This is a genomic window from Dactylococcopsis salina PCC 8305 (assembly GCF_000317615.1).
Lineage (GTDB): Bacteria > Cyanobacteriota > Cyanobacteriia > Cyanobacteriales > Rubidibacteraceae > Halothece > Halothece salina.
In genome coordinates, this window is record NC_019780.1 from 2,425,140 (window position 1) to 2,448,007 (window position 22,868).

A 22,868-nucleotide genomic window follows, 5' to 3' on the forward strand; every position below is an offset into this window, starting at 1 on the left:
GAATTAATATAATAATCGATCAATCTTTCACTTTTATTAATTAAGTTTGAGAACAACTGATCACTGGTCACTGGTCACTGATCACTGGTCACTGGTCACTGGTCACTGATCACTGGTCACTGGTCACTGGTCACTGGTCACTGGTCACTGGTCACTGGTCACTGGTCACTGGTCACTGGTCACTGATCACTGATCACTGATGAGGAATTAATGAGATTGTGCGACTTCCATTTCTTCAGAAGGGGGAAGCAAACGCTTTGAGGAAGGACGATATTTGTCCGTTTCTCGCAGCCGTTGACTGAGGAAACGACAGATTTCGAGGATAATGTGAGGACGTTGACTGATGACGCTAATAAAGCGACTTTTCTCCAGTTTTAATAAGGTACAATCTTGGAGGGCGATCGCGCTTTCCCAGTGCGGTGCTTCATCAAAGAGAGAGACTTCGCCAAAGTATTCACCTACGAAAAGATGACGCAAGTCTTGTTGTTCCCCATCAAATTCTTTGACAATGCGAACACTCCCCTCGGCAATAATATAAAGGTGAGTTCCCCAAGTGCCTTCGCTAAAGATAGTCTGACCTGCTAACACTTGTTGTTGTTCCAAAGCGTTGTCAATCAAGAGTAATTCTTCCAGGGAGAGATTCTTAAACAGAGCGACGTTTTTCAGTAAGAGTAGGCGATTCATAAGTACATTTTGCAGAGATGGACGATGGAGGATGGGAAGAAAGAGTTGTTGAGCGGTGTTTTTTACCAGTGGATCAGGGTCTTTCATTAACGCAAAGGGAACGGTTGCCATTACAATTAATGCTCCCACTCGAATCCAACGATCGCGCGCTTCTAAGGCTTCTAACAGTAGTTTATACCCTTTGGCTCGTAACCACGCGGGAGAGGTGCTACGAGGACGATTATTCCTGGTGTTTGTTTTCTGCCCCATCTGCTCTAAAATTGGCATTAGTGGCAGGGCAAATCGACGCTGGGGTAAGGTGGCTAACACTTCGATCGCGTTGGCGACTTCACGGGGATTCGTAGAATTAAACGCCCGACTCACAGTATTTACGGTGCGTGAGTGTCCTAAACAGGAGAGAATATACAGCACTTTCTGCACTACCCGATTATGATAATCTGTAATCGCGATCGCTAACGGTCGCCAATTGGGATCATTTTTAGGGAGTTGTTTCTGCCAGGCTTGGGTTTTACTCAGTTCTCGAAAATCTGGCGTTAAATACTCTAACAGAATCTCACTGGCTTTTTTACTTCGCACTTGCGTAATCGCTGTAATCGCCGCACTCACCACTTCTGGATTGCGAGAGGAGAGACTATCTTTAGCTAAATCTAACCCTTTTTCCCCATAGGTGGCTAAAACTTTCGCGCTTTCTTGACGTACACGCGGATCGGTGTCTCCCAATCCCATTCCCACATTGTGAAGCATTCCCTGACAACGAGTCACCCCTAAGAGGTGAAACGCAGCTGCTCGCACTTGTGGATCGCGGTGTTTTAATTCTTTAATCGCCATTTCTGCAATTTCTACATCACCGCGACTGGCAATTTCTCCTAATGCTTTTAATCCCGCTTCTTTTAAGGCGGAGTTGTCATTTTGGATAATCGGTTCTAATAGGTAAGCTAAATCACGATTGCCCGTTTTTCCAATCACAGATGCGATCGAAATCGCGGCTTTTTCTTCCCAGGGGGTATTCCATACCTCTTCAGTAAGGGTTTCAATTTCCCGATCCATTGTTGTGGGAGACATTTTCACCATTAAGGCGGCGAGTAACCGCACTTTCTGACTTTCATCATGGAGGAGTTTTCGCAGTTTTTCTGAGGAAATGCTCTCCTGATTCGCTGCTAAAATCTCTAAAGCAGTGGTTTTCAACGCCACCCGATCGCTGTCTAAAAATTCTCGAAACTTTTCTAGAGATTCCGCATCCGCATCTGTCGCAAATACATCCACTACCGCCGATCGAATCGCCGCATCATTGCCATTTTCTTCTAATAACACCTGAACTTCGGGTAAAAAGCGACTGGGTTTTTCTAAGCGACGGGCTAACTCTAATCCTTTCACCTTCGTATAGGGATCACCATTGATAATTAAATCTTGAATCGCTGAACTTGATCCGGCCGGAAGTTGGGTGCGATAATTAAACTCATCTAGTTCGAGGGTGTTCGATCGAATCATCCCTTCTAACCCTTCTGCGTAGAGTCTTCCCATGGGTAATCTTGCCAAGAGCGCGATCGCAGTTAAAATAATAGCAATCCATGGGATTTGCATTGCTGTCAGGAAAGACTGAGCCACCAGCAAGGAAATCCCCGCGAGAGTTAATCCCACTGCGTAAAATATGCCATCAGTTAGAGTTCGCACTCGTCCCGAAAATTCTGGCGGAATGGCGTTATAATTTAGTTGATGCACAGGACTCGCCAGACCTTTATTAATTGAATCACCATTGATATTGAGGGCGATCGCGCTTTTTAAGTCTCCTCTCAAAGCAAATCCCAACAGCGCCGCCAAAGTGACGATCGGATAAGCGACATTCATCCGCGCTACCCCTAGCCAACTGAGTAATGGACGAGTCACACAGAATAGCGTCACAATTTGCGTGCTACTGGTAGCAATCCGAATTTGTCCCAAAAAGCTGGTTAATTCTGAATCGGTAAAATGACTGGCATAGGTACTAAACCAGAGAAATTCCGACATGACATAAATGATAATAAATAGAAAGCTACTGCTGGCGAGATAGAAAATCAGGGGATATCGTTTCACTAAATCGGGAAAGGTTTTCAGGGATTCCACTAAACCGATGCGTTTCCGAGCAGAATTGCTTTCTAAACGAGTTTGGGAATTGTCTAAATAGAACACTTGCGCGATGGCAATGCCAAAAATTAAAATTACACCAACGAGCAACTGACGATTATTTAAGTATTGCGCCAAAACCGTCGTTAATGTTCCTCCCAAAAGGATTCCCACTGCTTGAGCAATGCCAAAAAAAGGCGCGTAGCGTTTGTATTCTAGGGTGGTGAAATAATCAGTAATCAGGTTGGGATAAAGGATATTGATGAATAAATCAAACTGAAAAAACGCAGTAATACTGATGAAGAAGTAGAGGGGGAGAGTATTAAAATCAAGGCAAAAACAGAAAACTGTAAATAAGAGCGTTGAGCCTAAAAGCGCGTATTGAAAGAGTCTAGCGCGACTAAAGCGATCGATAATTTGAGAGACACCGCCATAAGCTAGGGTTGAGAATAACCCCAAAAAAATAAAAGACAGAGGGAGATATTCAGCACCGGCGTTACTCAGAAATAGGGAGTTAGCGATATTCATCGCCATGATGCTATAAGTGAGCATCGTCACCGCAAGTAACAGAAATTGGGTGAGACGATTCACCTTCCAAGTGGATAAATTGAGGCGTTGCTCCACAAACTGATTGACCATTGAAGATAGGAGGTTTGAGAGAGTGAAAGTGGGTGAATTGACAGTTTAAATTGAGGCAAGTTAACCGAGAACTAAAACCAGTGAAATCCTGTTTAGTCTGGCGGTTTAGCGTTTCTCAACTTGAGTTCCCATCGTAGCTTAAACTCAGTGTTTTTTTGCGTCTCTAAAGGAAGAAGTTTTGGAGATTTTTGCTCTTCTGGGCTAAATGCGATAAAAAAGCAGTAAAATTAGGCAAGGGTCATCAGTCTTGATAGTGTTAATTTTCAGGTTGATTTAGCAGCAGAACGAATCATTGCAGCCCAAAAAAACAATGAAAAAATCGCTGTGGAAATTAAGAGTTTTATTAATGCTTCAGCCGTTACTGATTTTTATCGAGCATTGGGTCAATTTCTCAGTTATCGTTTGGTTTTACAACAAACTGAACCCGAACGACGTTTATATTTAGCAGTTCCCTTAGATACCTATGAAATTTTCTTTCAATCTACTTTTGCTCAGTTAGCAGTCAGGGAATATCAACTTAAATTAATTATCTATAATTCTCAGTATGGAGGGCTAACTCAATGGATAAATTAACCCAATATCGGAAATTGATTAAAAAGTTACTATCGAGATATGCTTCTTATAAAAAAGATCAGGAAGGCTGGGAGTTACAGTTAATATTTGATGAAGAACGAGATCATTATTTATGGTTTGATGTGGGTTGGAATGGAACAAAGCGAATTTATCATTGTGTCATTCATTTGGATATCAAAGATGGGAAAGTGTGGTTACAGCAAAATTCAACAGATTTAAATCCTGCGGAAGATTTGATTGAGTTAGGAGTAGCCAGAGAAGATATTATTTTAGGATTACAGCCTCCTTATAAGCGTCCTTTTACTAATTATGGAGTTGCTTAGGGTTTCCTGAAAAAGTTTATGGATTGGTGAAGACCGTTATTTGTTATTTGTTATTCGTTATTTGTTATTCGTTATTGGTTCACTGGGAGACGTTCCATGGAACGTCTCTACATTGGTTACTGATCACTGGTCACTGTTTTAGAATTAATAACAAATCGCTAGAAACGAGGACTAAACCAAAAATAATCATGGAATATCGTCAACTGGGAAATAGCAACCTCCAAGTCAGTTTAATCTGTTTAGGAACAATGACTTGGGGAGAACAAAATACCCTCGCTGAAGGGTTTGAACAGATGGATTACGCGATCGAGCAAGGGGTTAATTTTTTTGATACGGCGGAAATGTATGCGGTTCCCCCAAAAGCCGCAACCTATGGACGGACAGAGGAGATTATTGGCGAATGGTTTGCTAGTCGCAAAAAGCGCGATCGGGTGATTCTGGCGAGTAAAGTCGCGGGAAAAACAACGATGAACTGGATTAGAGGAGGAAACAATAAGCTCGATCGCGCCAACATTACAGAAGCCTTAGAAAATAGCTTAAAACGGCTGCAAACGGATTATATTGATCTGTATCAACTCCACTGGCCCGATCGCCCCACCAATCGTTTTGGAAAATTAGGGTTTAGTTATGCAGCGTCCGAACTTCCTCCCCAAGAAGTGGAAAAAATGCACGAAATTCTCACGGTTTTAGGAGAGTTTGTGGAAGCGGGAAAAATTCGGACAGTGGGTTTATCAAACGAAAGTCCTTGGGGTGTAATGACCTATTTAAAACTAGCAGAACAATATAGTCTTCCTCGGATGGTCAGTGTCCAAAATGCCTACAATCTCCTGAATCGGAAATTTGAAGTGGGATTATCAGAGATTGCGGTGCGAGAAAACTGTGGTTTACTAGCTTATTCTCCTTTAGCGGCGGGAACATTAACTGGAAAATACGTCGGTGGTAAGATTCCCCCTGGTAGCCGACGCAGTCTCGATTCTCGTTCTTCCCGTTATAGTAAGCCTCGCGCCGAAGAAGCCACCAAAGCCTATTTAGACATAGCGAAACGCCATGATCTTGATCCAGCCCAAATGGCGATCGCCTTTGTGAATCAACAACCGTTCCTCACGTCTAACATTATCGGCGCTACCAGTATGGAACAACTAAAGACGAACATCGGTGCAATTAACGTAAAATTATCAGAAGAGGCTTGGCAAGATATTGAAGCCGTCCATCAAGAAAACCCTAATCCCTGTCCTTAACTCATGGTACAAACTCAACATCCTCCTGATCTGGAAACGCCAGAAATTACCTCCCGTGAGGCGACGACTGTTCCCGCGACTCGTCAAACCAACGGAACATTATCTTTTTTGAAGGCTTTTCTGTTGATGACCACAGGGGGAATTACTCTTGTCACTCTCTTAGTCTTAGTGGGAGTTTGGCGTGCCGGTAGTGGCTTTTTTACCCTCATTGAGAGCTTTTTTAAGGCCCCTCCTGCGACACCACAAGCGTCGGTTCCGACAATGGTGGTTAACCAGATTCAGGGGGTGAGTGAACTGACAACGGCGGTGTTTACAATGGAATCGATCGTTCCCACGTCTCAAGATCGCAAAGTCGGAAATTTGACCGTAGGAACAACACGGTTACTTTATATCGCCCAAGGTGAGGTTCGCGCGGGTGTGGATTTAAGTGGGATGACAGCATCGGATGTGGTGGTGAATCCTGACACTGACAGTGTCGTTGTCAAGATTCCTGCAGCCGAGATTTTAGATTACCAGTTGGATGTGAGTCAGTCACGGGTTTATGAGTACGATCGAGGCTTTCTTAATCTGGGTCCAGATGTAGCACCCCAATTACAAACCTTAGCGCAACAGAAAACATTGGATAAAGTAGTTAATGCGGCTTGTGAACAGGGGATTTTAGATCAAGCGCGCGATCGCGCAGAAATGACCTTAGAAAAGCTATTAACCCACAGTGGCTATGATCAGGTAACAATTATTTCAGAAGTGTCTCCAGCTTCTCAGTGCGCGGTAAAATAACCAGTGATCAGTGACCAGTGACCAGTGATCAGTGACCAGTCATTAAGAAACGAGTAGAGAGAAAAGAGAAAAATAGGCATTTAAACTCACTTCTAAATTCTCTCTTCTCACTTCTTGATTCCCAGTGACCAGTGACCAGTGACCAGTGACCAGTGACCAGTGACCAGTAGTTCTCAAACTTAACCTGATCTAACCGCAATTAGTAAGGAAATCTAGTCAAAAATAACAAAATGACAAACTCAGAAACCGTTAATGAAACCCAACTTTCTCCTGAAGCCTACAAACAAAAAATGCAACGGCGGAAGGAAGTCCAAGAAGAACGATTACAAGCTCGATCGAACGAAAAGGGGTTAATTATTATTAACACCGGACCTGGAAAAGGAAAAACCAGCGCCGCTTTAGGAATGGTCGTTCGTTCTCTTGGTCATGGCTTTAATGTTGCCATTATTCAGTTTATCAAAGGAGCATGGGAACCCGCAGAAAAAAGAGTGTTTGAACAATGGCAGGATCAATTAGTTTTTCATGCTATGGGAGAAGGCTTTACTTGGGAAACACAAGATCGAGAAAGAGACACGGAAAAAGCACAAGAGGCATGGGAAAAAAGTTTAACTTATATCCATGATCCGAACTATCGTTTAGTGTTATTAGATGAAATCAACATTGCTTTAAAATTAGGATATCTTGATGTAGAAAAAGTGGTTGCCGAATTAGAGAAAAAACCCGAAGACTCCCATGTTATTTTAACGGGTCGCGGTGCAAAAACGGAATTAATTGACGCGGCGGATTTAGTAACAGAAATGAAATTAATTAAGCATCCTTTTCGGGAAAAAGGAGTAAAAGCACAGCCTGGAATTGAGTTTTAAATATGAGGAGGAGTGAGTAATGATTAAACTTTATGGTGGCAAACGCAGTCGAGCCTCGATCGTGCAATGGTATTTAGAGGAACTGAGTATTCCCTATGAGTTTGTGGTTTTAGATATGGAAAATGGCGAACATAAAAAGCCTGATTTCCTCGCAATTAATCCGATGGGAAAAGTTCCAGCAATTGATGATAATGGCTTTTATTTATGGGAATCAGGGGCGATTCTTTCCTACTTATCGGATCAATATGACTCTGAAAAAAGAAGCATTCAAGAACGGGGAAAAATTAATCAATGGATATTATTTGCTAATGCTACTCTCGGACCAGGGATTTTTATCGAAAGTAATCGAGAGACAGAAAAGCCGAAACTTTTTCCGCCGCTTAATGAACATTTAAATCAATATAATTATCTGGTTAATGATACATTTACGGCGGCGGATGTAGCTGTAGGAGCATATTTAGCTTATATGCCAATGATGTTACAATTGAATTTTTCGGATTATTCAGGAATTGAAAATTATGTGAAACGTCTGTCCGATCGCCCTGCATTTAAGACAAGTATGAGTCGATAATTTTCGGTAGGGGGAAAGGATATAAAACGAAAAAACTGTTCCCTAATCCCCAATTCTGGGGGGAATTATTGCCCCCCTTCGACAAGCTCAGGGTTAAAACCTAATCCCCATCCTAGTGGACTTTTTTCTCATTCAATCTGATTGGTGTGACAAATGAATTACTCATTAAGGATTGCTGATTTACCAACCACAGAAAGACCCCGTGAAAGATTGTTACAAGTCGGGGCGAAAAACTTAGCAACTGCCGAACTAATTGCAATTTTATTGGGAACTGGACAGGGGGCTGGTAAACTTTCTGCAGTGGGATTGGGTCAATATATTTTACAACAATTAGGAGCAGATAAACGAGAACCGTTAGCAGTTTTAAGAGAAATTAGTCCTCAAGAATTGATGACCATTCCAGGAGTGGGGCCAGCAAAAGCAACCACGATCGCAGCGGCGGTAGAATTAGGAAAACGTGCGTTTCAAATTCGTCCCAATGAGAGAACAATTATTGATAGTCCAGACGCAGCAGCAGCCGCTTTAAGTCAAGATTTAATGTGGCAAACTCAAGAACGATTTGCGGTGTTGTTATTAGATGTAAAAAATCAATTATTAGGTTTAAAAGTGATTACCATTGGCACCGCAACCGAAACCTTAGCTCACCCCAGAGAAATTTTCCGTGAGATCATTCGACAGGGGGCAACTCGTGCGATAATTGCACATAATCATCCCACAGGAAGCGTCGAACCTAGTGAAGAGGATATCAGTCTCACTGAACAACTGTTGCAGGGGGGACAAACGCTGGATTTACCGATCGTTGACCATTTGATTTTAGGGGATGGGAATTATCAAAGTTTAAGACAAATTACAAAAATTTGGAATCAGTTTCCGCAAGGAGATTAAAATGTTAATCGCAAAAGTGGCTGTGATGGTTTATGGGATTCTCGCTATTGTTGGGGGAATTATTGGTTATAAAACGGCACAAAGTAAAGTTTCTTTAGTTTCAGGGAGTGTCAGTGGTGCGCTGTTAGTGGTTTGCTCGATCGCCAGTTTTTTGGGGCAAAATTGGGGATTAATATTAGGCGCGATTGTGGCTGAAAGACTTATATGAGACTGATTACAATCTCTGGGTTGTAGCAATCGCGATCGCGCGATCTCTATAATCGCATCGAATTTTCCAATTGCTAGAATGATTAATAAATCAACTTAGTCGCGATCGCCCATGAACTCTCAGCGATCGCGCCTTCCCTCTCACCCCAACACCCGATGTGGCGAAGTTATACCATTTTGGAAAAGTCAAGTTACATTTAAGCCCCCCAAACTTGGGGGGTTGGGGGGCTTAAGTCGTCGATACTGTAAAGAGTTTACCAGATGTACTGGAAAGGGATTTCTGGGAAATTTACCAGTTAATTTTGAAGGCTGATCCCTATCGTTGCGGTGGCTTTCCCAATCATGCTTTGAAAGGGAAATTAAGAGGATACCGTGCTTTAGAAATTGATGGGGAGGGCGTTGCTTATCGTCTGGTTTATCGCGTTTATGAACAGCCTTCTCCGCGACGGGTGTTAGTGATTAGTTTTGCTGAACCTGATCCTGCCTATGAAAAAGCGATGGCAACTGGCATCGGATCAAAGATTCGATCGCGCGAGTTAAAAAAAAATTGAGTAATCCGATCGCGCCTTCCTTCTCAAGGCTCAGCGAATCGAAGATTCGATCGCGCTGTCTCGCAACTTAATCTTATTAACTCGAAATGTTGCTGATTTTAATAAAATTCCTGATTTAAAGATAGAAGATTGGACAGTAGCTCCTCCAATCTCCTGAATGTAACAAGATTTTTCCAAGGGGGGAGAAGGTTTTGCCAGTGTGGCTAAGTGGGAAAGTTGGTTACAGCTATAACCCGATCGAGCTACCTATATCTCCTAAACCCGATGTGGCGAAGCCACTGCTCTACGAGCATCGCGCTTTCCCTCTCATCCCGAATCCGATGTGGCGAAGTCACCCCTCTACGAGCATCGCGCTAAAATAGCAATTAAGTCTTAAATAATTCGGTGATGATCTCTATGTCTAATCCCAAAACAGAAAACTTGATCCCTTTTGAATTTGAGGGAGAAATGACTTACCTCAATCCAAACTCCGCCGAAGGAAAAGCCTTACAACGGATTGAACAAGCAGTTCCTGAACAATTCTGGTCAACTCATGGAACAATTGAAGAAGAAATTGATGTTAATTTATTAAATAAGCGATTGCGAGAACGTGGCTATTCGATCCAAGTATCTTTTGGTTTATCGCGTTTATGAAAAACCTTCTCCGCGACGGGTGCTAGTGATTAGTTTTGCTGAACATGATCCTGCCTATGAAAAAGCGATCGCGCGAGTTAAAAATTGAGCAATCTGATCGCGCTTCCTCCTCATCCCAAAACAGTAATTCTTATTCCCCCCTTTTTTAAGGGGGGTTAGGGGGGATCGAACCGATCGCGCCTTCCTTCATCCCAAACAGCGATTCTTATCCCTCCTTTTTAAGGGAATTACAACTCTTATTCCCCCCTTTTGTAAGGGGGGCTAGGGGGGATCATCCCCTCAATAAAATTAACAACACCTGCAAAATTATCTAACACCTCATCATTTTGAAATCGAATCACTTTTAACCCATAAGTTTGTAAAATTTGTGTCCTTTCCTTATCATAGGATTGCGCGTTTTCCTGATAGTGACTATCACCGTCAATTTCAATGACTAATTTTAATTTTGGACAATAAAAGTCAACAATAAAGTTTTCGATCGGGCGTTGTCGATAAACTCTATAGGGAAATGTTTTTAAGTAATTTTTCCATAGCTTCTGTTCGGCTACGGTCATATTTTTTCTGAGTTCTTTAGCTCTTGATACTAATTTTCTATTATAAGGTAAATAATTCATTCTCCCCACAATCTACTTGTCTTATGATGATAGAAGATATAATAATACAGCCTTGCTTGCTTGATCCCCCCTAACCCCCCTTAAAAAAGGGGGGAATTAAGTATAACAGGATTTTGCCAGTGTGGCCAAGTGGTATAGCCATATCGCGCCTTCCTTCATCCCAAACAACGATCGCGCCTTCCTTCTCATCCTAAACCCGATCGCGCTACTCCCTCTCTTACCCCAACTCCCAATCGCGCCTTCCTTCCCTCACCCAGAAAAAATTTTTAGATTAGGGTGATCGATCTCAGATTAGAAGTGGGTAAGGTACAAATAAGGAAATAAATCAAGTGTTAGTCACTGCTAAATAGGAGCAATATCATGAATTCCCCCCTGAAATTACAACTGTTACAACGCTTAAATGCGAAGAAGCAAAATAAAGGTTTTACCCTCATTGAACTGTTAGTCGTTATCATTATTATTGGTGTCTTATCTGCTGTTGCACTGCCCAACCTACTAGGACAAGTTGGGAAAGCCAGAGAAGCTGAAGCTCGTAATGCAATGGGAGCTATTAACCGAGCGCAACAAGCTCGTCACTTTGAAGTAGGTGAATTTGAAACCGGAACAAATCTTTCAGATTCTACTAATCCCCTCGGCATTGTTGTAACCAGTGATAACTTTAGTTTTACTGTTACTTCTGATAATACTACCGACAGCGCAGTCGCAGCTGGCGATCCTAGAAACGGTCAAGATGTAGGGATTCGTGGCTACGGTGCTGGTATTGGTTTTTCAGGTGGCGACTACAATACCGTTGTATGTGTAAGTGACTCAATAGCCGCTTCAGTTAGCATGTCGCAAACAACTACTCCAGATTGCCCAGATAGTAGCGAGCCACTTAATTAATTGATTTTGTAGTACATTTACGATCAGGTTTTATTCTTGATTGGGAATAATTAGTGTCAGGATGAATCATAAATTGCTTGGCACTTTTTATTAGTTAAACTAACTTGATTAAAAATTGCTCTATGAAAAATTTACTGTTGATCCAAAATTACCTGAAATTAATCAGTAAAACTCAAGGATTTACATTACTTGAACTTTTAGTTGTCATTATCATTATTGGAATTCTAGCAGCAATTTCTCTCCCTAACTATATTAATCAGATTGGCAAGGCACGGGAGACAGAAGCAAAAAATACCTTAAGTGCTATTGCGGCTACCCAACAGGCTTATCGCTACGAACAACAAACTTTTGCTGATGATATCAATAAACTTAATGTTACATTTGAAATGCAATACTATAGCTACTCTAATCCTGCTGCTGGAGAAGTTGATGCGAGTAAAGTTAAGCATCGAGCTGAAGCCCTGAATCCAACATCGGATCAAGTGAAAAATTATGCCTTGGGTGTTTATTACAATAACGGTGCTTTTGATACGCTAGTTTGCCAAGGAAAAGATATTGATGAAGCTGTGAACGTTCCCGATAATTACAGTGATCCTTGTAGTAATGATGGCATTAGACTAGAGTAAGAAAAAACAAACGATTAAAGACAATGCTTAAGAGACTAAACACTGCAATTCTACCTTATGTTCTCTTAATTAGCTTAGGTTTATGTGCTACTCTGCTTCTACAGCAACAAAATTTGAAGAAAATTAATCTAGAGCAACATCAAGACTACGAACAGCAGAAAACTTTTATTGAAGCCAATTTAAACATTTTTAAGCAAGCTCCTGCCTTTGGTTTTAGCAATCTTATCGCAGACTGGGTATTTTTAAGATTCGTTCAATATTATGGGGATAATGAGGCAAGAGACGAAATTGGCAATACCGTTATTCCCAGTTTTTTTGAAACTATCGTGCAACACGATCCCAAGTTTATTGAAGCTCATCTGATGCTTTCTACTGCTACCACCGTCTATGCAGGGCAACCAGAAAAAACAGTTAAAAACCTAGAAAAAGCATTAACCCATTTATCTCCTAAAATTCATCAAAATTCCCATTTTGCTTGGAGTTACAAAGGCAAAGATGAAATGCTGTTTCTAAACCGTATTGATGAAGCCAAGCATTCTTATGCAATGGCGGCAAAATGGGTTCAAAAATCGAACATAAATGATGAAGCGAAACAGGAAATTAGCAATCGTTACCTTGGTACAGTTAGTTTCCTTGCAGATAATCCAGACAGTACGGAGGCTAGAATTGGAGCATGGGTCATGCTTTTAAGTAATGTTCAGGATAAAGAGACTCGTCAGCGTATTATCAAAGAAATAGAAGAACTCGGTGCAAATGTCAATATTACCCCCAAGGAGAAGTAAGAGTAGAAGTACCAGAAGACAATTAGCGAACCTTAAAATTATTTTCGGTGGGATGGATAATATCAAGTTTTTTAGTTTGAATCTCATTAATTAGTCGCTCTAACTGTGAGATATGGGGAGGATATTTTGGGAATAATTCAAGAGAGACGGCTAACCGATGTTCAGATAAATTCGTTAAAGAAACTAACCCAATGAGTTGAACATGATAATTACGGTAAGTATAAATTAAAGCTCTTCTTGTCATGGAAGAAATTAATTTAGGTTCTAATGAAGTTAGCCAAGTTCGTATTTCTGTATCCTCCTTGATATGTTCCTCAATTGCTTGTGCCTCCTCTAAAGATAGCTGTTCGCTTTTTTGCAAATAGGTTTCTAAAAATTGATCTGGATTTAACCAAGCCCTTAATAGCAGCAGCGAACCACTTTCTGGTGTTTCTGCTAAAGCTGACTGTGTAATTCTTAATGCTTTCTCCCGAGATGTTTCAGCAATTAACAATGCTTGAATAGTAGGACGTAGCCGAGACATCTCAATCCCTTCTAGGGCTTGCTCATGCCACCATTTTAATAATACCTGACGTTCATAGACTCGGTTATATTCTTCTGTATCAGGAGCTAGACGATCTTGCAGTGTTCCTAAATAAGTTAAAGTTCTTTCTAACACTGCTTCTTTTAATGGCGATAACTTTTCATAATTTTCCCAAACAGGAAATGTCAAAAATTCGGGTCGTACTAAGCCCTGTAAGGCTAAAGCTGTGATTATCTTGTCTTGGGGCTGATCATTTTCTAGGTAAGCTAACGCCAGTAAATAATAATCATAAAAATTCCCTCTCGGTAGTAATTGTACCATCCGAGTAAATGATTCCTCTGCTAGCTTAGGATTAATTGGATATGCTGTTAAGCCTAGCTCATGGTGAAACCATTGATCATAAGGTGAAGCCTTAATTCCTTGTTTAAGGTAACTAATTGCAATTTCGCTTAATTCCTGAAATTCCTGATCACTTTCTGCTTCCCGTCGAAAACTAAAGAAGGTTTTTCCAAGATGTATAGAATAGACAGGATGCCAAGGAACAATTTCCGAAGCAGTAGCCATGGGATCAAAGGCTTGCCGTCTTTGATCTTGCTCTAATAACGATTCTCCTTGTTCATAGACTCCCATGGCAATTGTTAAGGGAAAAGAAGCTAAGCAGGCTAAACCTAATAAGCCAATACTTACTAAACTAACTCCGCGGCGAGAAGCAATTGTTAATGGAGATACCTTTTCGAGTGCTGCCTCATCAGCTAACCCTAATAATAAAACTAAAATAACAACCAGCGTTCCACTAATTCCAATATTTTCTAATTGATACTCGGTTAAAACCGAACCACCATAAGCTAATAAACCGCCTCCAATTCCATATAATAAATAACGAGCGCGAGGCTGAGATAAATTGCAATATAGGCGATACCAAAGACGGATAACAAACCCAACAAAGATTGTAACCGCCGTAAACCCAATAATGCCCATTTCCCCTAAAATTTGTATGGGGGTACTATGAAGCCCTTGCACATTAGAAATACGAGGCCCAGCTTCGATGGGATTATACAAATTATAAACCCGTGACATATTCCCAATTCCCACTCCCACCAACGGGCGATCTTGCAAAATATTCAATCCTGCTTGCCACATTCTGAGCCGCGTCATAATCGAGTTTGCTTGCGATAAATCCACGATTGAAGATTGATTAGAAGTTGTTTCTGCTGTAAATAATCTTTGTACTTTTGGGTTAGTTCCTAAGAAAATTAAAGACACTAAAATTAAACTGATAATACCAATAATCAACCTTCGTTTCTGTTCTTTTTTTCCCTTAATCCAAACTAAAATAATCCCTGCAACTAATAAGGTAAAAAATCCCAGTAAGCCTCCGCGCGATCCTGTGGTATAAAAAACAGCTAACAATTCAACTGAACAAAAGAAACCGAGCCAACGTTGCCAGCCTTGAACTGATAAACTATAAGCAAATACTAACGGTAATATGAGCAAAAAATAGCTCGTTGTCCAGTTAGGATTGCCAATGGGATAAGCATTGCGAACAAACTGAAAGCCCTCTTCTTGAAAGCAAGAAATTAACCATAATACTAGACTGACAATGCCAATAATTGAGCCTAAAATACAGAGTCCTTGCCAAACTTTCTGCCATGTTATCCCGTTTTGATCAACTTGTGCTGCATAGGGATCCCCCCAACCCCCCTTACTAAGGGGGGCTAAGGCAAACCAATTTCGCAGCGTATAAAGCAACACGCCATATCCCAATGCCATGGCAAAGTTATACGCCGCCACTTCTTTAAAGTCAGCAAAACTAACACTGAGAATCAACGCCAGCAGAATCAATCCTACGCCCCAATCTAAGCCGTATCCCAACGGCTGAAAGGGAACATTGAACTGGCGCAACATCCAAATTCCCCAAATCCCCAGACAGAAAAATCCGATTTGCCAAACCAGAATATGGGGAAAATTGACCATTTGCACATAAGCACTAGGAAACACATTGAAAAAAATTAAACTAGCCAAGCCAATCCAGCCTAAATATTGTCCGCGCCAGGTGGGGGTGGTTTCTGCAGTCATCAGTCAATTAGAGGGGGTGATGGGTTTATTGTTTAAGTTTCCCACAATTTTTGGTAGCGCGATCAATGATCCCCCCTCGCCCCCCTTCCAAAAAGTCAAGGGATGATCCCCCCTAACCCCCCTTAAAAAAGGGGGGAATCAGAATTGGTTTTTGGAGGGCGCGATCGGGTGTTTTGTTTTATCCCCCCTAGCCCCCCAATGATTGGGGGGAATCAAAATTGATGTTTGGGAAGGTGCGATCAGGTTTTGGGGAGGCGCGATCGGGTTTTAGGTGAGGGGTTGATCAAGTGTTTGCGAGGCGCGATCGGTGTTGGAGGGCGCGATCGGGTGTTTGGGGAGAGGGGTCGATCGAGTTTTGAGGAGACGCGATGCTCGCACTCGCGGTCGCTTCGCTCCAGCATCGGGTTTTGGGGAGGGGCGCGATCGGTTCTCTGCTAGAGTAATGGCAAAGAAAATAGTCAACTTTTGCTGATCCTTACCTGTTATTTACAGAAGACTCTCAGCACTCTCAACAAGAAAAAAGGGAATGGGCGATCGGAGTTGCTGAGAACGGTTTACTGATCGTTATTGTATTTACAATTCGTGACGAAAAAATTAGGATGATAAGTGCAAGGAAAGCAAGTAAAACTGAGCGGAAGCAATATGAACCAGGAATCTGAATTCCCCTTTGAAAGGGCAAGACGAGTTACCTCACAAGAACACGAACAATTTAAGGAAGCAATTTCATCTCAATTTGGAATTAACTTAAAAAATAGAGGACGACCCCCTAAAAATCAAGAAGAAAAATATGAGCCAATTTCGATTAGAATTCACCCGAAGGTGCTGGCTTGGGCAAAAAAAAGAAGCAAGCAAGAGAGGAATTGGTTATCAAACGATAATTAATGAAATTCTGCTACAGCAAATTCCTGAAGAAGTTTAAGACTGCTAGCAATCAACTCCTTTTTTAGAGGCGCAATTTCGCCCCTGGCGATTTACCTACGGCGATCGCGTGTTAGGAAGGCGCGATCGGTTTGGGGGATGAGGAAGTAGCGCGATATTGATGTCAACGAATTTTAGCTCTTGTAAATTTCCCGACGATGCCCAACTTTTTCAATAATAATTGTTTCTGAATTTTGATCTAAACTATAGATTACCCGATAATCACCCACTCTTAATTTATAAAATCCTGATAAATTTCCAGATAAGGGCAATGAGTTGACTTGTTCAAGATTTTCTGCTAACCAGTTAATTTTATTAACAATTCGTTTTCCTAATTTGGATGGTAGCTTTTTTAACTCAGCTACGACTTGGGCATCATATTTAACCGTATAACCCATTATTCAATTCCCAATTCCTTCATTACCTCTTGGGAACTAACTAGCTTGCTTTCTCCAGTTTGACGGGAATGTTGTCTTTTTTGTAACTCTTGTTGAATCTCAGGTCTAATTAATTTTCCCTCATCGGAATCAACTGATACTTCTTCAAGAACCTCATCTATTACTTCTCGAATTAACTCTTTTAATTCCTCAACTGTTAAATCTTTAACTTGCATTGTTCACTTCTTGTTTTCTACGGATTTAGGGTGGGAAAGCAATTTTGTCTTAATTCCCCTATTTATTTTAACTGATTTAAAAATTGAAGAAAGGCGCGATGCTCGCACTCGCGGTGGCTTCGCTCCAGCATCGGTTTTTAGGGGGAGGGCGCGATCGGTGTTTGGTTTGATCCCCCCTAGCCCCCCAATGATTGGCAGGGCTGTTTCATTCTCGGGGTCAAAATTGGCAGCGATTGCGCTCCGCGCACCGATGCGAAGCATCGATTGAGCCGAAGGCTCACCGAGCGCTGCGCTCGATCGCCTGAACCTCTTACGGTACGTTCGATCAAGACGTTTTTCCTACTTTTTGGCTTTTTCATAAGAAAAAAGAGTCCTGAAATCTCCCCCATCTCCCTTGTCTCCCTTGTCTCCCCCATCTCCCTACCTCCCTTAATTTTAAAAGAATGAAACAGCCCTGCGAAGATCGGGGGGGAATCAGAATTGGTTTTGGGGAGGGGTCGATCGAGTATTTGGGGTTCGATGCTCGGAGAGCGGTCGCTTCGCTCCAGCATCGGGTGTTTTGAGGAGGGGCGCGATGCTCGGAGAGCGGTCGCTTCGCCACATCGAGTGTGGGGAGGTGCGATCAGGATTAAATTTCACTGGCAATTTCCCACGGATTAACCAATTCTAAACCACAATTTTCAAAGTCAGAAACATTACGAGTTGCCAAAATTGCTGTTTTCAGCAGTGCAATGGAAGCAATCATGGCATCCATTACTTCAATGGGCTTTCCTTGTTGTTTCCGATCAACGATTATCTCTGCATAAATCTCGGCTGCTCTTTCTTCAAAAGGAAAAATACGATCACTAAATCCCTGATCTATAAACATCTGAAATCGCCATTGAAGCGAATCACGACGACGACCGACTGGTAAACGCTTTAACCCATAAGAAATTTCAGCTATGCTAATAGAAGTAATTGCCAATTCTTCAACAGGATATTTTTTCAACCAAGACATTACTTGAGTGTTAGGCTGAGGACGCATCACCTCAGAAATTACATTAGTATCTAAAATAATCACTGTTTAATTAGGGGTTGCTGAAAAAGTTCATGTTTTTGGTGTAGTAAGGCAAAAGGCAAGAGGCAAAAGGCAAGAGGCAAAAGGCAAGAGGCAAGTTGCCTTAGGCAAGAGGCAAGTTGCCTTAGGCAAGATGGGGAAGATGGGGAAGATGGGGAAGAAAAATTGTCTCCCTTGTCTCCCATTTCTCCCATTTCTCCCTTGTCTCCCTTGTCTCCCTTGTCTCCCTTGCACTTTTTTGAGGGGTTAAGAGCCTTAAAGCCTCATTGGGTAAAGGTTTCAGTTTTATTCAGGAAGCCCTAATTACAGTTTATAAAACTAGCAAAATTAGTAAGTATTGGAGGGACTTATGAAAATCAAGTATGATGCCGAAGTTGATATCTTGCGAGTTCATTGGTCAAATGATTCTATTGAGGAAAGTGACGAAACTGAACCTGGTGTAATTCTGGATTATAACGAGAAAGGAACAGTGATTGGCGTGGAAGTTTTAAACGCTTCTCAAACTTTAGAAAACTGGCAAAAAATACAAGAAATAAAGGTTGAAAATTGTTGATTCAATCTAGAAACTCAGGATTTGCCGATAAATTTTATTGCCTCCGCTGGCTCGCTTGCTGAATATCAATTAAAGACTCAGTATCCCTTGGCATAAATTACTTGTGCTGACTTGATAATTTGTTGACGGCGCAACCAATTATCACTCCGCTCGATCGCGCTCTTAATGATTAAATCCACTCGATGACCAAAAAGTTACCTGATGGTGGGCGATGCCCACCCTACAATGTAGCGCTGTTGCAGAAGGGTTAGTTCTTTTCTGACTCCTCAGTCGCTTAAGTTAACTTTAGGTTAAAATCAGGAAAAAAGTAAGTAAAGGGAGGGAAAAATGTCAGAACAAACCACTGTGGAAACATTTGGCGATCGCGCGATCGTGGCTTTAGCAAAGCATAGTCAAAAAATGCTAAAACATGAAACGGGAGTCTGGAAAGATCAAGACCCAGAAGCCTTACACCAAATGCGAGTGGGAATGCGAAGACTGCGAACCGCTTTAGTTGGATTTTCCCGCGCGATCGAAGTTCCCAAACCAGCACGAGAGAAAAAAGTTGGTAAAATTGCCAGAGAGCTAGGAACATTAAGGGATTTAGATGTTTTAAAAGAAAGTCTAGAAACTTACTATTTACCCTCTCTTCCCGTCACCGAACAGGATCAATTACAATCAGTCTTTAAGGAAATCGCCAAGCAACGCCAACAGGCTTATAAAAAAGTTACAAAAGCCCTAGACAGTAAAGACTATCAAAAGCTCAAAAGTAGTTTAAAGCAATGGCTAGAAAGTCCTAAACTCAGCGCGATCGCGCCATTTCCTCTCGCAGAAGTTTTACCTGATCTCCTTCTCCCCCACATCAGTAACTTACTGCTACATCCTGGCTGGTTAGTGGGTCAAAATATTGATCAAGACAGCGCGACGATTTTAGATGAAGCAGAGGAAACCCTCCACAGTTTGCGGAAAGCTGGGAAAAAAGCACGTTACCAGATGGAATTGTTCACTCACTGCTACAATGAACCTTATCAGCAATATGTGAAGCAAATCAAAGCGATTCAAAGCACTCTCGGAGAAATCCAAGATAGTGTTGTTCTCAGAGAGTTTTTAATCCAATGTTGTGGCGAAAAATTCCCGCAAGCGTTTCCCCATCTCCAACAACAGTTAACGGAGTTTCGTGTCCAAAAATGGCAAGAATGGGAGGAACTACGGCAATATTTCCTTGATTCCGCAACTCGCCAAAATCTTCGCCTGACGGTTCAAAATCCTTTTCCCAACGAGACAGAATCCTCCAGTGAATCCCAGACGGATTCTGTAGCAAACCTGTAAAAAAAATGCTATTCTTATAAAGACACGGGCGCGTAGCTCAGGGGATAGAGCACCAGATTCCGGTTCTGGGTGTCGAAGGTTCAAATCCTTCCGGGCCCGCTTTCTTTTGATTAGAGTAGCTCTTTTAATCGGTTCAGAGTGGTGGCGTTAAGGGGAAGTTGGATCGCAATTTGACGATCGCGATCGCGCATTAATAACACTTTTTCTTCTCCTGATCCTGTGACTAATAATTCTGGGTCTTGTAAAGAAACCGTTGTATAGTTAACGTTAGGAACTCCCACCTGAATCACCACCTGACGTTGGGATTGTGGGTAGATATAGAGTTTTTCTTGAATTGTATCTAGTTCTAACTTATAAGGCGTAAAACTCCTTTCCTCTCCAGACAGGGATTTTTGCCAATAGAGGGTAATCCCCCTGATTTCTGAGTTGAACATCACTAATTGATCATCAAATTTTTGACGATCCCAATTAATCTGTGAAACTTCTCCATTGTCTGGGATTAAGCGTTGCGCTACAACCACCTCTTTTCCGCTTAATTTTCCCCACCAATCGCGGATCATTTCAAAATTACTGCCGTTGTTGGGATCACTCCCACCTTGTAACCAATTGATAATTGTCATTTTTTAAGGTTGCGAAGAAAGTAAACTATTTAACTGGTAACTGGTAACTGATTGGTGTTGGGTTTCGTCACCTTCACCCATTGCAGTGACCAGTGACCAGTGACCAGTGATCAGTAAATTAATAAGTGATCGAGCATTTACTGTTACTAATTAAGTTTGAGAACTACTGGTAACTGGTAACTGCTTAACTGGTCACTGATTGTTGTTGGGTTTCGTCACCTCCACCCAACCTACGTTTTGATTGTTGGGTTTCGTCACCTTCACCCAACCTACTACTAGACACCCATCGTTATTGTAGAATAAATAGCAAATATTAGATAATAAATCGCGCTTATTTTATGTTTAAACCCACTGATACGATTGTTGATTATTCTACCGCTCGATCGATCCCAGAAATCTGGTCACAAGTTGCTCCCTATTGCGGAAAACTCGTGGCGTTGGATGATCCCCACCAACAACCGCATCTTAAAGTTACTTATCAAGAATTAAACGAAAAAATCATACAATTTGCAACAGGGTTACAAACGCAAGGGATAAAACCAGACACAAAAATTGCACTGTTTGCTGATAATAGCCCTCGTTGGTTTATTGCTGACCAAGGCATAATGAAAGCGGGGGCGATTAATGTCGTTCGATCGTCCCAGGCGGATGTTACTGAGTTGATTTATATTTTAACAGATAGTGATAGCACTGCTTTAGTCGTTGAAGATCAAAAAACTTTAGAAAAGTTACAGTCACAATTATCTGAGCTTCCGATCGAGTTCGTTATTTTATTATCAGATGAAACGGTAGAAATTGCAGGAATAAAGGTTTTCAATTTCTCCCAAATTATTGAGTTAGGAACAGAACAAGAATTGAGTTTTGTTCCCCGTGAAATAAACGATTTAGCAACCTTAATTTATACATCAGGAACAACAGGAAAGCCAAAAGGAGCAATGTTATCTCACGGTAACTTTTTACATCAAGTTCGCACTCTTGGCGATGTTATTCAACCGCAAGCGGGCGATCGCGTCTTAAGCATTCTTCCCAGTTGGCACGCTTACGAACGAGCAGCAGAGTATTTTCTCTTAGCAAGAGGATGTCAAATCACTTATACTAATTTACGCGCTTTTAAAAAAGACTTAAAAGAACAAAAACCGAATTATATGGTTGGTGTTCCTCGACTTTGGGAATCCGTTTATGATGGCATTCAAAAAACCTTAAATCAACAAACGGGAACCAAGAAAAAACTGGTTAATTTCTTTCTCAATATCTCCGATCGATATATCAAAGCTAAACGAATCAATGAGCGCTTATGTCTCGAAAACTTTAACCCTTCAGTGACAGAAAAATTAACCGCTTCTGTGCAACAATCTCTCCTTGAACCCTTACATAATTTAGGCGATAAAGTCGTTTATAATACCGTTCGAGAAGCCACAGGTGGTAACTTAAAAGCCGTAATTAGTGGCGGTGGTTCTTTAGCTAAATATATTGATGATTTTTATGAAGTCGTTGGTATTCCCTTACTGGTGGGATACGGTTTAACTGAAACCTCTCCCGTCACTCATGCGCGACGGTTATATCACAATTTGCGCGGTTCTGCTGGACAAGCGATTCCAGAAACGGAAACCAAAATTGTTGATCCAGAAACTAAAGCCTCCCTCAACGATGGGGAAAAAGGTTTGGTGATGATTCGGGGAACACAGGTGATGCAAGGATATTATAAGCAACCAGAAGCCACCGCAAAAGCGATCGATCAGGAAGGGTGGTTTAATACAGGAGATTTAGGTTGGATTACCCCCACAGGAGATTTAGTTTTAACTGGACGCGCCAAAGATACGATCGTCCTTTCTAACGGGGAAAATATCGAACCGCAACCCTTAGAAGATGCTTGTTTGCGGAGTGTGTATATTGACCAAATTATCGTTTTAGGGCAAGATCAACGGTGTTTAGGGGCGTTAATTGTTCCCAATGTGGAAGCGTTACAGCAATGGTCAGAAGATAATAATCTCAACCTAGATTTTTCGGAAGAGAAGTTACCAGAAACCTTGACCAATTCCGAGATTCAAAAACTGTTTCGGGAGGAATTAAACCGAGAGGTAAAAAATCGCCCTGGTTATCGTCCCGACGATCGAATCGGTGTGTTTAAGTTAATTGTAGAGGGGTTTTCAATAGATAATGGCATGATGACCCAAACCTTAAAAGTGAAACGTCCTGTTGTTTGTGAACGGTATCAGGATATGATTGACGGGATGTTCGCTAAAGGTTAAAAG

29 protein-coding genes, 1 tRNA gene and 1 pseudogene are annotated in these 22,868 nt (G+C 41.6%); 22 read left to right on the forward strand and 9 right to left on the reverse strand.

Features of this window, described 5'->3' with window-relative positions; genetic code table 11:
* Positions 1-207: 207 nt before the first annotated feature.
* Positions 208-3,423 carry a cyclic nucleotide-binding domain-containing protein gene (locus DACSA_RS11865; RefSeq protein WP_015229984.1) on the reverse strand — a complete coding sequence of 1,072 codons (3,216 nt, stop codon included), beginning with the start codon at positions 3,421-3,423 and terminating at the stop codon, positions 208-210.
* Positions 3,424-3,714: 291 nt separating this feature from the next.
* Between DACSA_RS11865 and DACSA_RS11870 the strand changes: the two genes are divergently transcribed.
* The 4 genes from DACSA_RS11870 (at position 3,715) to DACSA_RS11885 (ending at position 6,334) form a co-directional block, all read left to right on the forward strand.
* Entirely contained in the window at positions 3,715-3,996 is a 282-nt protein-coding gene (locus tag DACSA_RS11870) for an element excision factor XisH family protein (RefSeq protein ID WP_232225300.1), read from the forward strand.
* Positions 3,984-4,319: a XisI protein gene (locus DACSA_RS11875; protein WP_015229985.1), complete on the forward strand. Its 336-nt coding sequence runs from the start codon at positions 3,984-3,986 to the stop codon at positions 4,317-4,319. The genes DACSA_RS11870 and DACSA_RS11875 overlap by 13 nt, the downstream gene beginning before the upstream one ends.
* Before the next feature lie 188 nt (positions 4,320-4,507).
* Complete coding sequence (locus DACSA_RS11880) at positions 4,508-5,557, forward strand: NADP(H)-dependent aldo-keto reductase (RefSeq protein ID WP_015229986.1); 1,050 nt, start codon at positions 4,508-4,510, stop codon at positions 5,555-5,557.
* A 3-nt stretch (positions 5,558-5,560) separates the two neighbouring features.
* The gene (locus tag DACSA_RS11885) at positions 5,561-6,334 is read left to right on the forward strand and encodes a DUF4230 domain-containing protein (protein WP_015229987.1); all 774 of its coding nucleotides are present in this window, start codon (positions 5,561-5,563) and stop codon (positions 6,332-6,334) included.
* Positions 6,335-6,376: 42 nt separating this feature from the next.
* Here DACSA_RS11885 and DACSA_RS22575 read toward each other — a convergent pair whose 3' ends face one another.
* Complete coding sequence (locus DACSA_RS22575; protein WP_269544597.1) at positions 6,377-6,511, reverse strand: hypothetical protein; 135 nt, start codon at positions 6,509-6,511, stop codon at positions 6,377-6,379.
* A gap of 53 nt (positions 6,512-6,564) precedes the next feature.
* On the opposite strand from DACSA_RS22575, the gene cobO reads away from it, so the two are divergent.
* From cobO to DACSA_RS11915, 8 genes and pseudogenes are all read left to right on the forward strand, one after another.
* Positions 6,565-7,197, forward strand: a complete 633-nt coding sequence (cobO, locus tag DACSA_RS11890; RefSeq protein WP_015229988.1) for a cob(I)yrinic acid a,c-diamide adenosyltransferase — start codon at positions 6,565-6,567, stop codon at positions 7,195-7,197.
* 19 nt (positions 7,198-7,216) lie between these two features.
* Positions 7,217-7,768 carry a glutathione S-transferase family protein gene (locus DACSA_RS11895; RefSeq protein WP_015229989.1) on the forward strand — a complete coding sequence of 184 codons (552 nt, stop codon included), beginning with the start codon at positions 7,217-7,219 and terminating at the stop codon, positions 7,766-7,768.
* 153 nt (positions 7,769-7,921) lie between these two features.
* Positions 7,922-8,653, forward strand: coding sequence for a RadC family protein (gene radC, locus DACSA_RS11900; RefSeq protein ID WP_015229990.1), 732 nt, complete (start codon positions 7,922-7,924; stop codon positions 8,651-8,653).
* A 1-nt stretch (position 8,654) separates the two neighbouring features.
* Entirely contained in the window at positions 8,655-8,861 is a 207-nt protein-coding gene (locus tag DACSA_RS11905) for a TMEM14 family protein (protein WP_015229991.1), read from the forward strand.
* Between the two features lie 265 nt (positions 8,862-9,126).
* Entirely contained in the window at positions 9,127-9,411 is a 285-nt protein-coding gene (locus DACSA_RS11910) for a hypothetical protein (RefSeq protein ID WP_051017312.1), read from the forward strand.
* Positions 9,412-9,457: 46 nt separating this feature from the next.
* A pseudogene (locus DACSA_RS23075) lies at positions 9,458-9,568 on the forward strand (type II toxin-antitoxin system VapC family toxin); the annotation flags it as partial.
* A 34-nt stretch (positions 9,569-9,602) separates the two neighbouring features.
* Positions 9,603-9,773 carry a hypothetical protein gene (locus tag DACSA_RS20710; RefSeq protein WP_156800774.1) on the forward strand — a complete coding sequence of 57 codons (171 nt, stop codon included), beginning with the start codon at positions 9,603-9,605 and terminating at the stop codon, positions 9,771-9,773.
* Positions 9,774-9,798: 25 nt separating this feature from the next.
* Complete coding sequence (locus DACSA_RS11915) at positions 9,799-10,044, forward strand: hypothetical protein (RefSeq protein WP_015229992.1); 246 nt, start codon at positions 9,799-9,801, stop codon at positions 10,042-10,044.
* A gap of 236 nt (positions 10,045-10,280) precedes the next feature.
* On the opposite strand, the gene DACSA_RS11920 is transcribed toward DACSA_RS11915, so the two are convergent.
* Positions 10,281-10,658: an endonuclease domain-containing protein gene (locus DACSA_RS11920; protein ID WP_015229993.1), complete on the reverse strand. Its 378-nt coding sequence runs from the start codon at positions 10,656-10,658 to the stop codon at positions 10,281-10,283.
* A 360-nt stretch (positions 10,659-11,018) separates the two neighbouring features.
* Here DACSA_RS11920 and DACSA_RS11925 point away from each other — a divergent pair, with 360 nt between their 5' ends.
* From DACSA_RS11925 to DACSA_RS11935, 3 genes are all read left to right on the forward strand, one after another.
* Positions 11,019-11,540, forward strand: coding sequence for a type IV pilin-like G/H family protein (locus DACSA_RS11925; RefSeq protein ID WP_015229994.1), 522 nt, complete (start codon positions 11,019-11,021; stop codon positions 11,538-11,540).
* A gap of 137 nt (positions 11,541-11,677) precedes the next feature.
* Positions 11,678-12,166, forward strand: coding sequence for a type IV pilin-like G/H family protein (locus DACSA_RS11930; protein WP_232225079.1), 489 nt, complete (start codon positions 11,678-11,680; stop codon positions 12,164-12,166).
* Positions 12,167-12,189: 23 nt separating this feature from the next.
* On the forward strand, positions 12,190-12,948 hold the full coding sequence (locus DACSA_RS11935; protein ID WP_015229996.1) for a hypothetical protein: 759 nt from the start codon (positions 12,190-12,192) through the stop codon (positions 12,946-12,948).
* A 22-nt stretch (positions 12,949-12,970) separates the two neighbouring features.
* Here DACSA_RS11935 and DACSA_RS11940 read toward each other — a convergent pair whose 3' ends face one another.
* The gene (locus DACSA_RS11940; protein WP_015229997.1) at positions 12,971-15,547 is read right to left on the reverse strand and encodes an O-antigen ligase family protein; all 2,577 of its coding nucleotides are present in this window, start codon (positions 15,545-15,547) and stop codon (positions 12,971-12,973) included.
* Positions 15,548-15,814: 267 nt separating this feature from the next.
* A complete protein-coding gene (locus DACSA_RS11945; protein WP_041235470.1) occupies positions 15,815-16,009 on the reverse strand; it encodes a hypothetical protein in 195 nt (64 codons plus the stop codon).
* Between the two features lie 17 nt (positions 16,010-16,026).
* On the opposite strand from DACSA_RS11945, the gene DACSA_RS22885 reads away from it, so the two are divergent.
* Positions 16,027-16,206 (forward strand): BrnT family toxin, encoded by a 180-nt coding sequence (locus DACSA_RS22885; RefSeq protein ID WP_071880353.1) that lies wholly within the window; start codon positions 16,027-16,029, stop codon positions 16,204-16,206.
* A complete protein-coding gene (locus DACSA_RS11950; RefSeq protein WP_198007563.1) occupies positions 16,154-16,429 on the forward strand; it encodes an AT hook motif protein in 276 nt (91 codons plus the stop codon). The genes DACSA_RS22885 and DACSA_RS11950 overlap by 53 nt, the downstream gene beginning before the upstream one ends.
* Positions 16,430-16,599: 170 nt before the next feature.
* On the opposite strand, the gene DACSA_RS11955 is transcribed toward DACSA_RS11950, so the two are convergent.
* The 3 genes from DACSA_RS11955 to DACSA_RS11970 form a co-directional block, all read right to left on the reverse strand.
* Positions 16,600-16,863, reverse strand: a complete 264-nt coding sequence (locus DACSA_RS11955) for a type II toxin-antitoxin system RelE family toxin (protein WP_015229999.1) — start codon at positions 16,861-16,863, stop codon at positions 16,600-16,602.
* Positions 16,863-17,078, reverse strand: coding sequence for a hypothetical protein (locus tag DACSA_RS11960; RefSeq protein WP_015230000.1), 216 nt, complete (start codon positions 17,076-17,078; stop codon positions 16,863-16,865). Before DACSA_RS11960 ends, DACSA_RS11955 begins: the two co-directional genes overlap by 1 nt.
* 628 nt (positions 17,079-17,706) lie before the next feature.
* On the reverse strand, positions 17,707-18,138 hold the full coding sequence (locus DACSA_RS11970) for a type II toxin-antitoxin system VapC family toxin (protein ID WP_015230001.1): 432 nt from the start codon (positions 18,136-18,138) through the stop codon (positions 17,707-17,709).
* A 162-nt stretch (positions 18,139-18,300) separates the two neighbouring features.
* Between DACSA_RS11970 and DACSA_RS20715 the strand changes: the two genes are divergently transcribed.
* The 4 genes from DACSA_RS20715 to DACSA_RS11985 all read left to right on the forward strand — a co-directional run bounded on the left by DACSA_RS20715 (position 18,301) and on the right by DACSA_RS11985 (position 20,095).
* Positions 18,301-18,438 (forward strand): hypothetical protein, encoded by a 138-nt coding sequence (locus DACSA_RS20715; protein ID WP_156800775.1) that lies wholly within the window; start codon positions 18,301-18,303, stop codon positions 18,436-18,438.
* 46 nt (positions 18,439-18,484) lie between these two features.
* Entirely contained in the window at positions 18,485-18,688 is a 204-nt protein-coding gene (locus tag DACSA_RS11975) for a DUF2283 domain-containing protein (RefSeq protein WP_015230002.1), read from the forward strand.
* Positions 18,689-19,015: 327 nt separating this feature from the next.
* Complete coding sequence (locus DACSA_RS11980; protein ID WP_015230003.1) at positions 19,016-19,996, forward strand: CHAD domain-containing protein; 981 nt, start codon at positions 19,016-19,018, stop codon at positions 19,994-19,996.
* A 26-nt stretch (positions 19,997-20,022) separates the two neighbouring features.
* A tRNA-Arg gene (locus DACSA_RS11985) sits at positions 20,023-20,095 on the forward strand.
* 11 nt (positions 20,096-20,106) lie between these two features.
* On the opposite strand, the gene DACSA_RS11990 is transcribed toward DACSA_RS11985, so the two are convergent.
* On the reverse strand, positions 20,107-20,616 hold the full coding sequence (locus DACSA_RS11990; RefSeq protein ID WP_015230004.1) for a hypothetical protein: 510 nt from the start codon (positions 20,614-20,616) through the stop codon (positions 20,107-20,109).
* Positions 20,617-20,954: 338 nt separating this feature from the next.
* On the opposite strand from DACSA_RS11990, the gene DACSA_RS11995 reads away from it, so the two are divergent.
* Complete coding sequence (locus DACSA_RS11995; protein ID WP_015230005.1) at positions 20,955-22,865, forward strand: AMP-dependent synthetase/ligase; 1,911 nt, start codon at positions 20,955-20,957, stop codon at positions 22,863-22,865.
* Positions 22,866-22,868 lie beyond the last annotated feature (3 nt).

Bases quoted from the DNA above. Each gene is read 5' to 3' on its own strand.
- DACSA_RS11865 (WP_015229984.1), bottom strand. From the start codon at position 3,423: ATGGTCAATCAGTTTGTGGAGCAACGCCTCAATTTATCCACTTGGAAG.
- DACSA_RS11875 (WP_015229985.1), top strand. From the start codon at position 3,984: ATGGATAAATTAACCCAATATCGGAAATTGATTAAAAAGTTACTATCG.
- DACSA_RS11880 (WP_015229986.1), top strand. From the start codon at position 4,508: ATGGAATATCGTCAACTGGGAAATAGCAACCTCCAAGTCAGTTTAATC.
- DACSA_RS11885 (WP_015229987.1), top strand. From the start codon at position 5,561: ATGGTACAAACTCAACATCCTCCTGATCTGGAAACGCCAGAAATTACC.
- cobO (WP_015229988.1), top strand. From the start codon at position 6,565: ATGACAAACTCAGAAACCGTTAATGAAACCCAACTTTCTCCTGAAGCC.
- DACSA_RS11895 (WP_015229989.1), top strand. From the start codon at position 7,217: ATGATTAAACTTTATGGTGGCAAACGCAGTCGAGCCTCGATCGTGCAA.
- radC (WP_015229990.1), top strand. From the start codon at position 7,922: ATGAATTACTCATTAAGGATTGCTGATTTACCAACCACAGAAAGACCC.
- DACSA_RS11905 (WP_015229991.1), top strand. From the start codon at position 8,655: ATGTTAATCGCAAAAGTGGCTGTGATGGTTTATGGGATTCTCGCTATT.
- DACSA_RS11915 (WP_015229992.1), top strand. From the start codon at position 9,799: ATGATCTCTATGTCTAATCCCAAAACAGAAAACTTGATCCCTTTTGAA.
- DACSA_RS11920 (WP_015229993.1), bottom strand. From the start codon at position 10,658: ATGAATTATTTACCTTATAATAGAAAATTAGTATCAAGAGCTAAAGAA.
- DACSA_RS11925 (WP_015229994.1), top strand. From the start codon at position 11,019: ATGAATTCCCCCCTGAAATTACAACTGTTACAACGCTTAAATGCGAAG.
- DACSA_RS11935 (WP_015229996.1), top strand. From the start codon at position 12,190: ATGCTTAAGAGACTAAACACTGCAATTCTACCTTATGTTCTCTTAATT.
- DACSA_RS11940 (WP_015229997.1), bottom strand. From the start codon at position 15,547: ATGACTGCAGAAACCACCCCCACCTGGCGCGGACAATATTTAGGCTGG.
- DACSA_RS11955 (WP_015229999.1), bottom strand. From the start codon at position 16,863: ATGGGTTATACGGTTAAATATGATGCCCAAGTCGTAGCTGAGTTAAAA.
- DACSA_RS11960 (WP_015230000.1), bottom strand. From the start codon at position 17,078: ATGCAAGTTAAAGATTTAACAGTTGAGGAATTAAAAGAGTTAATTCGA.
- DACSA_RS11975 (WP_015230002.1), top strand. From the start codon at position 18,485: ATGAAAATCAAGTATGATGCCGAAGTTGATATCTTGCGAGTTCATTGG.
- DACSA_RS11980 (WP_015230003.1), top strand. From the start codon at position 19,016: ATGTCAGAACAAACCACTGTGGAAACATTTGGCGATCGCGCGATCGTG.
- DACSA_RS11990 (WP_015230004.1), bottom strand. From the start codon at position 20,616: ATGACAATTATCAATTGGTTACAAGGTGGGAGTGATCCCAACAACGGC.
- DACSA_RS11995 (WP_015230005.1), top strand. From the start codon at position 20,955: ATGTTTAAACCCACTGATACGATTGTTGATTATTCTACCGCTCGATCG.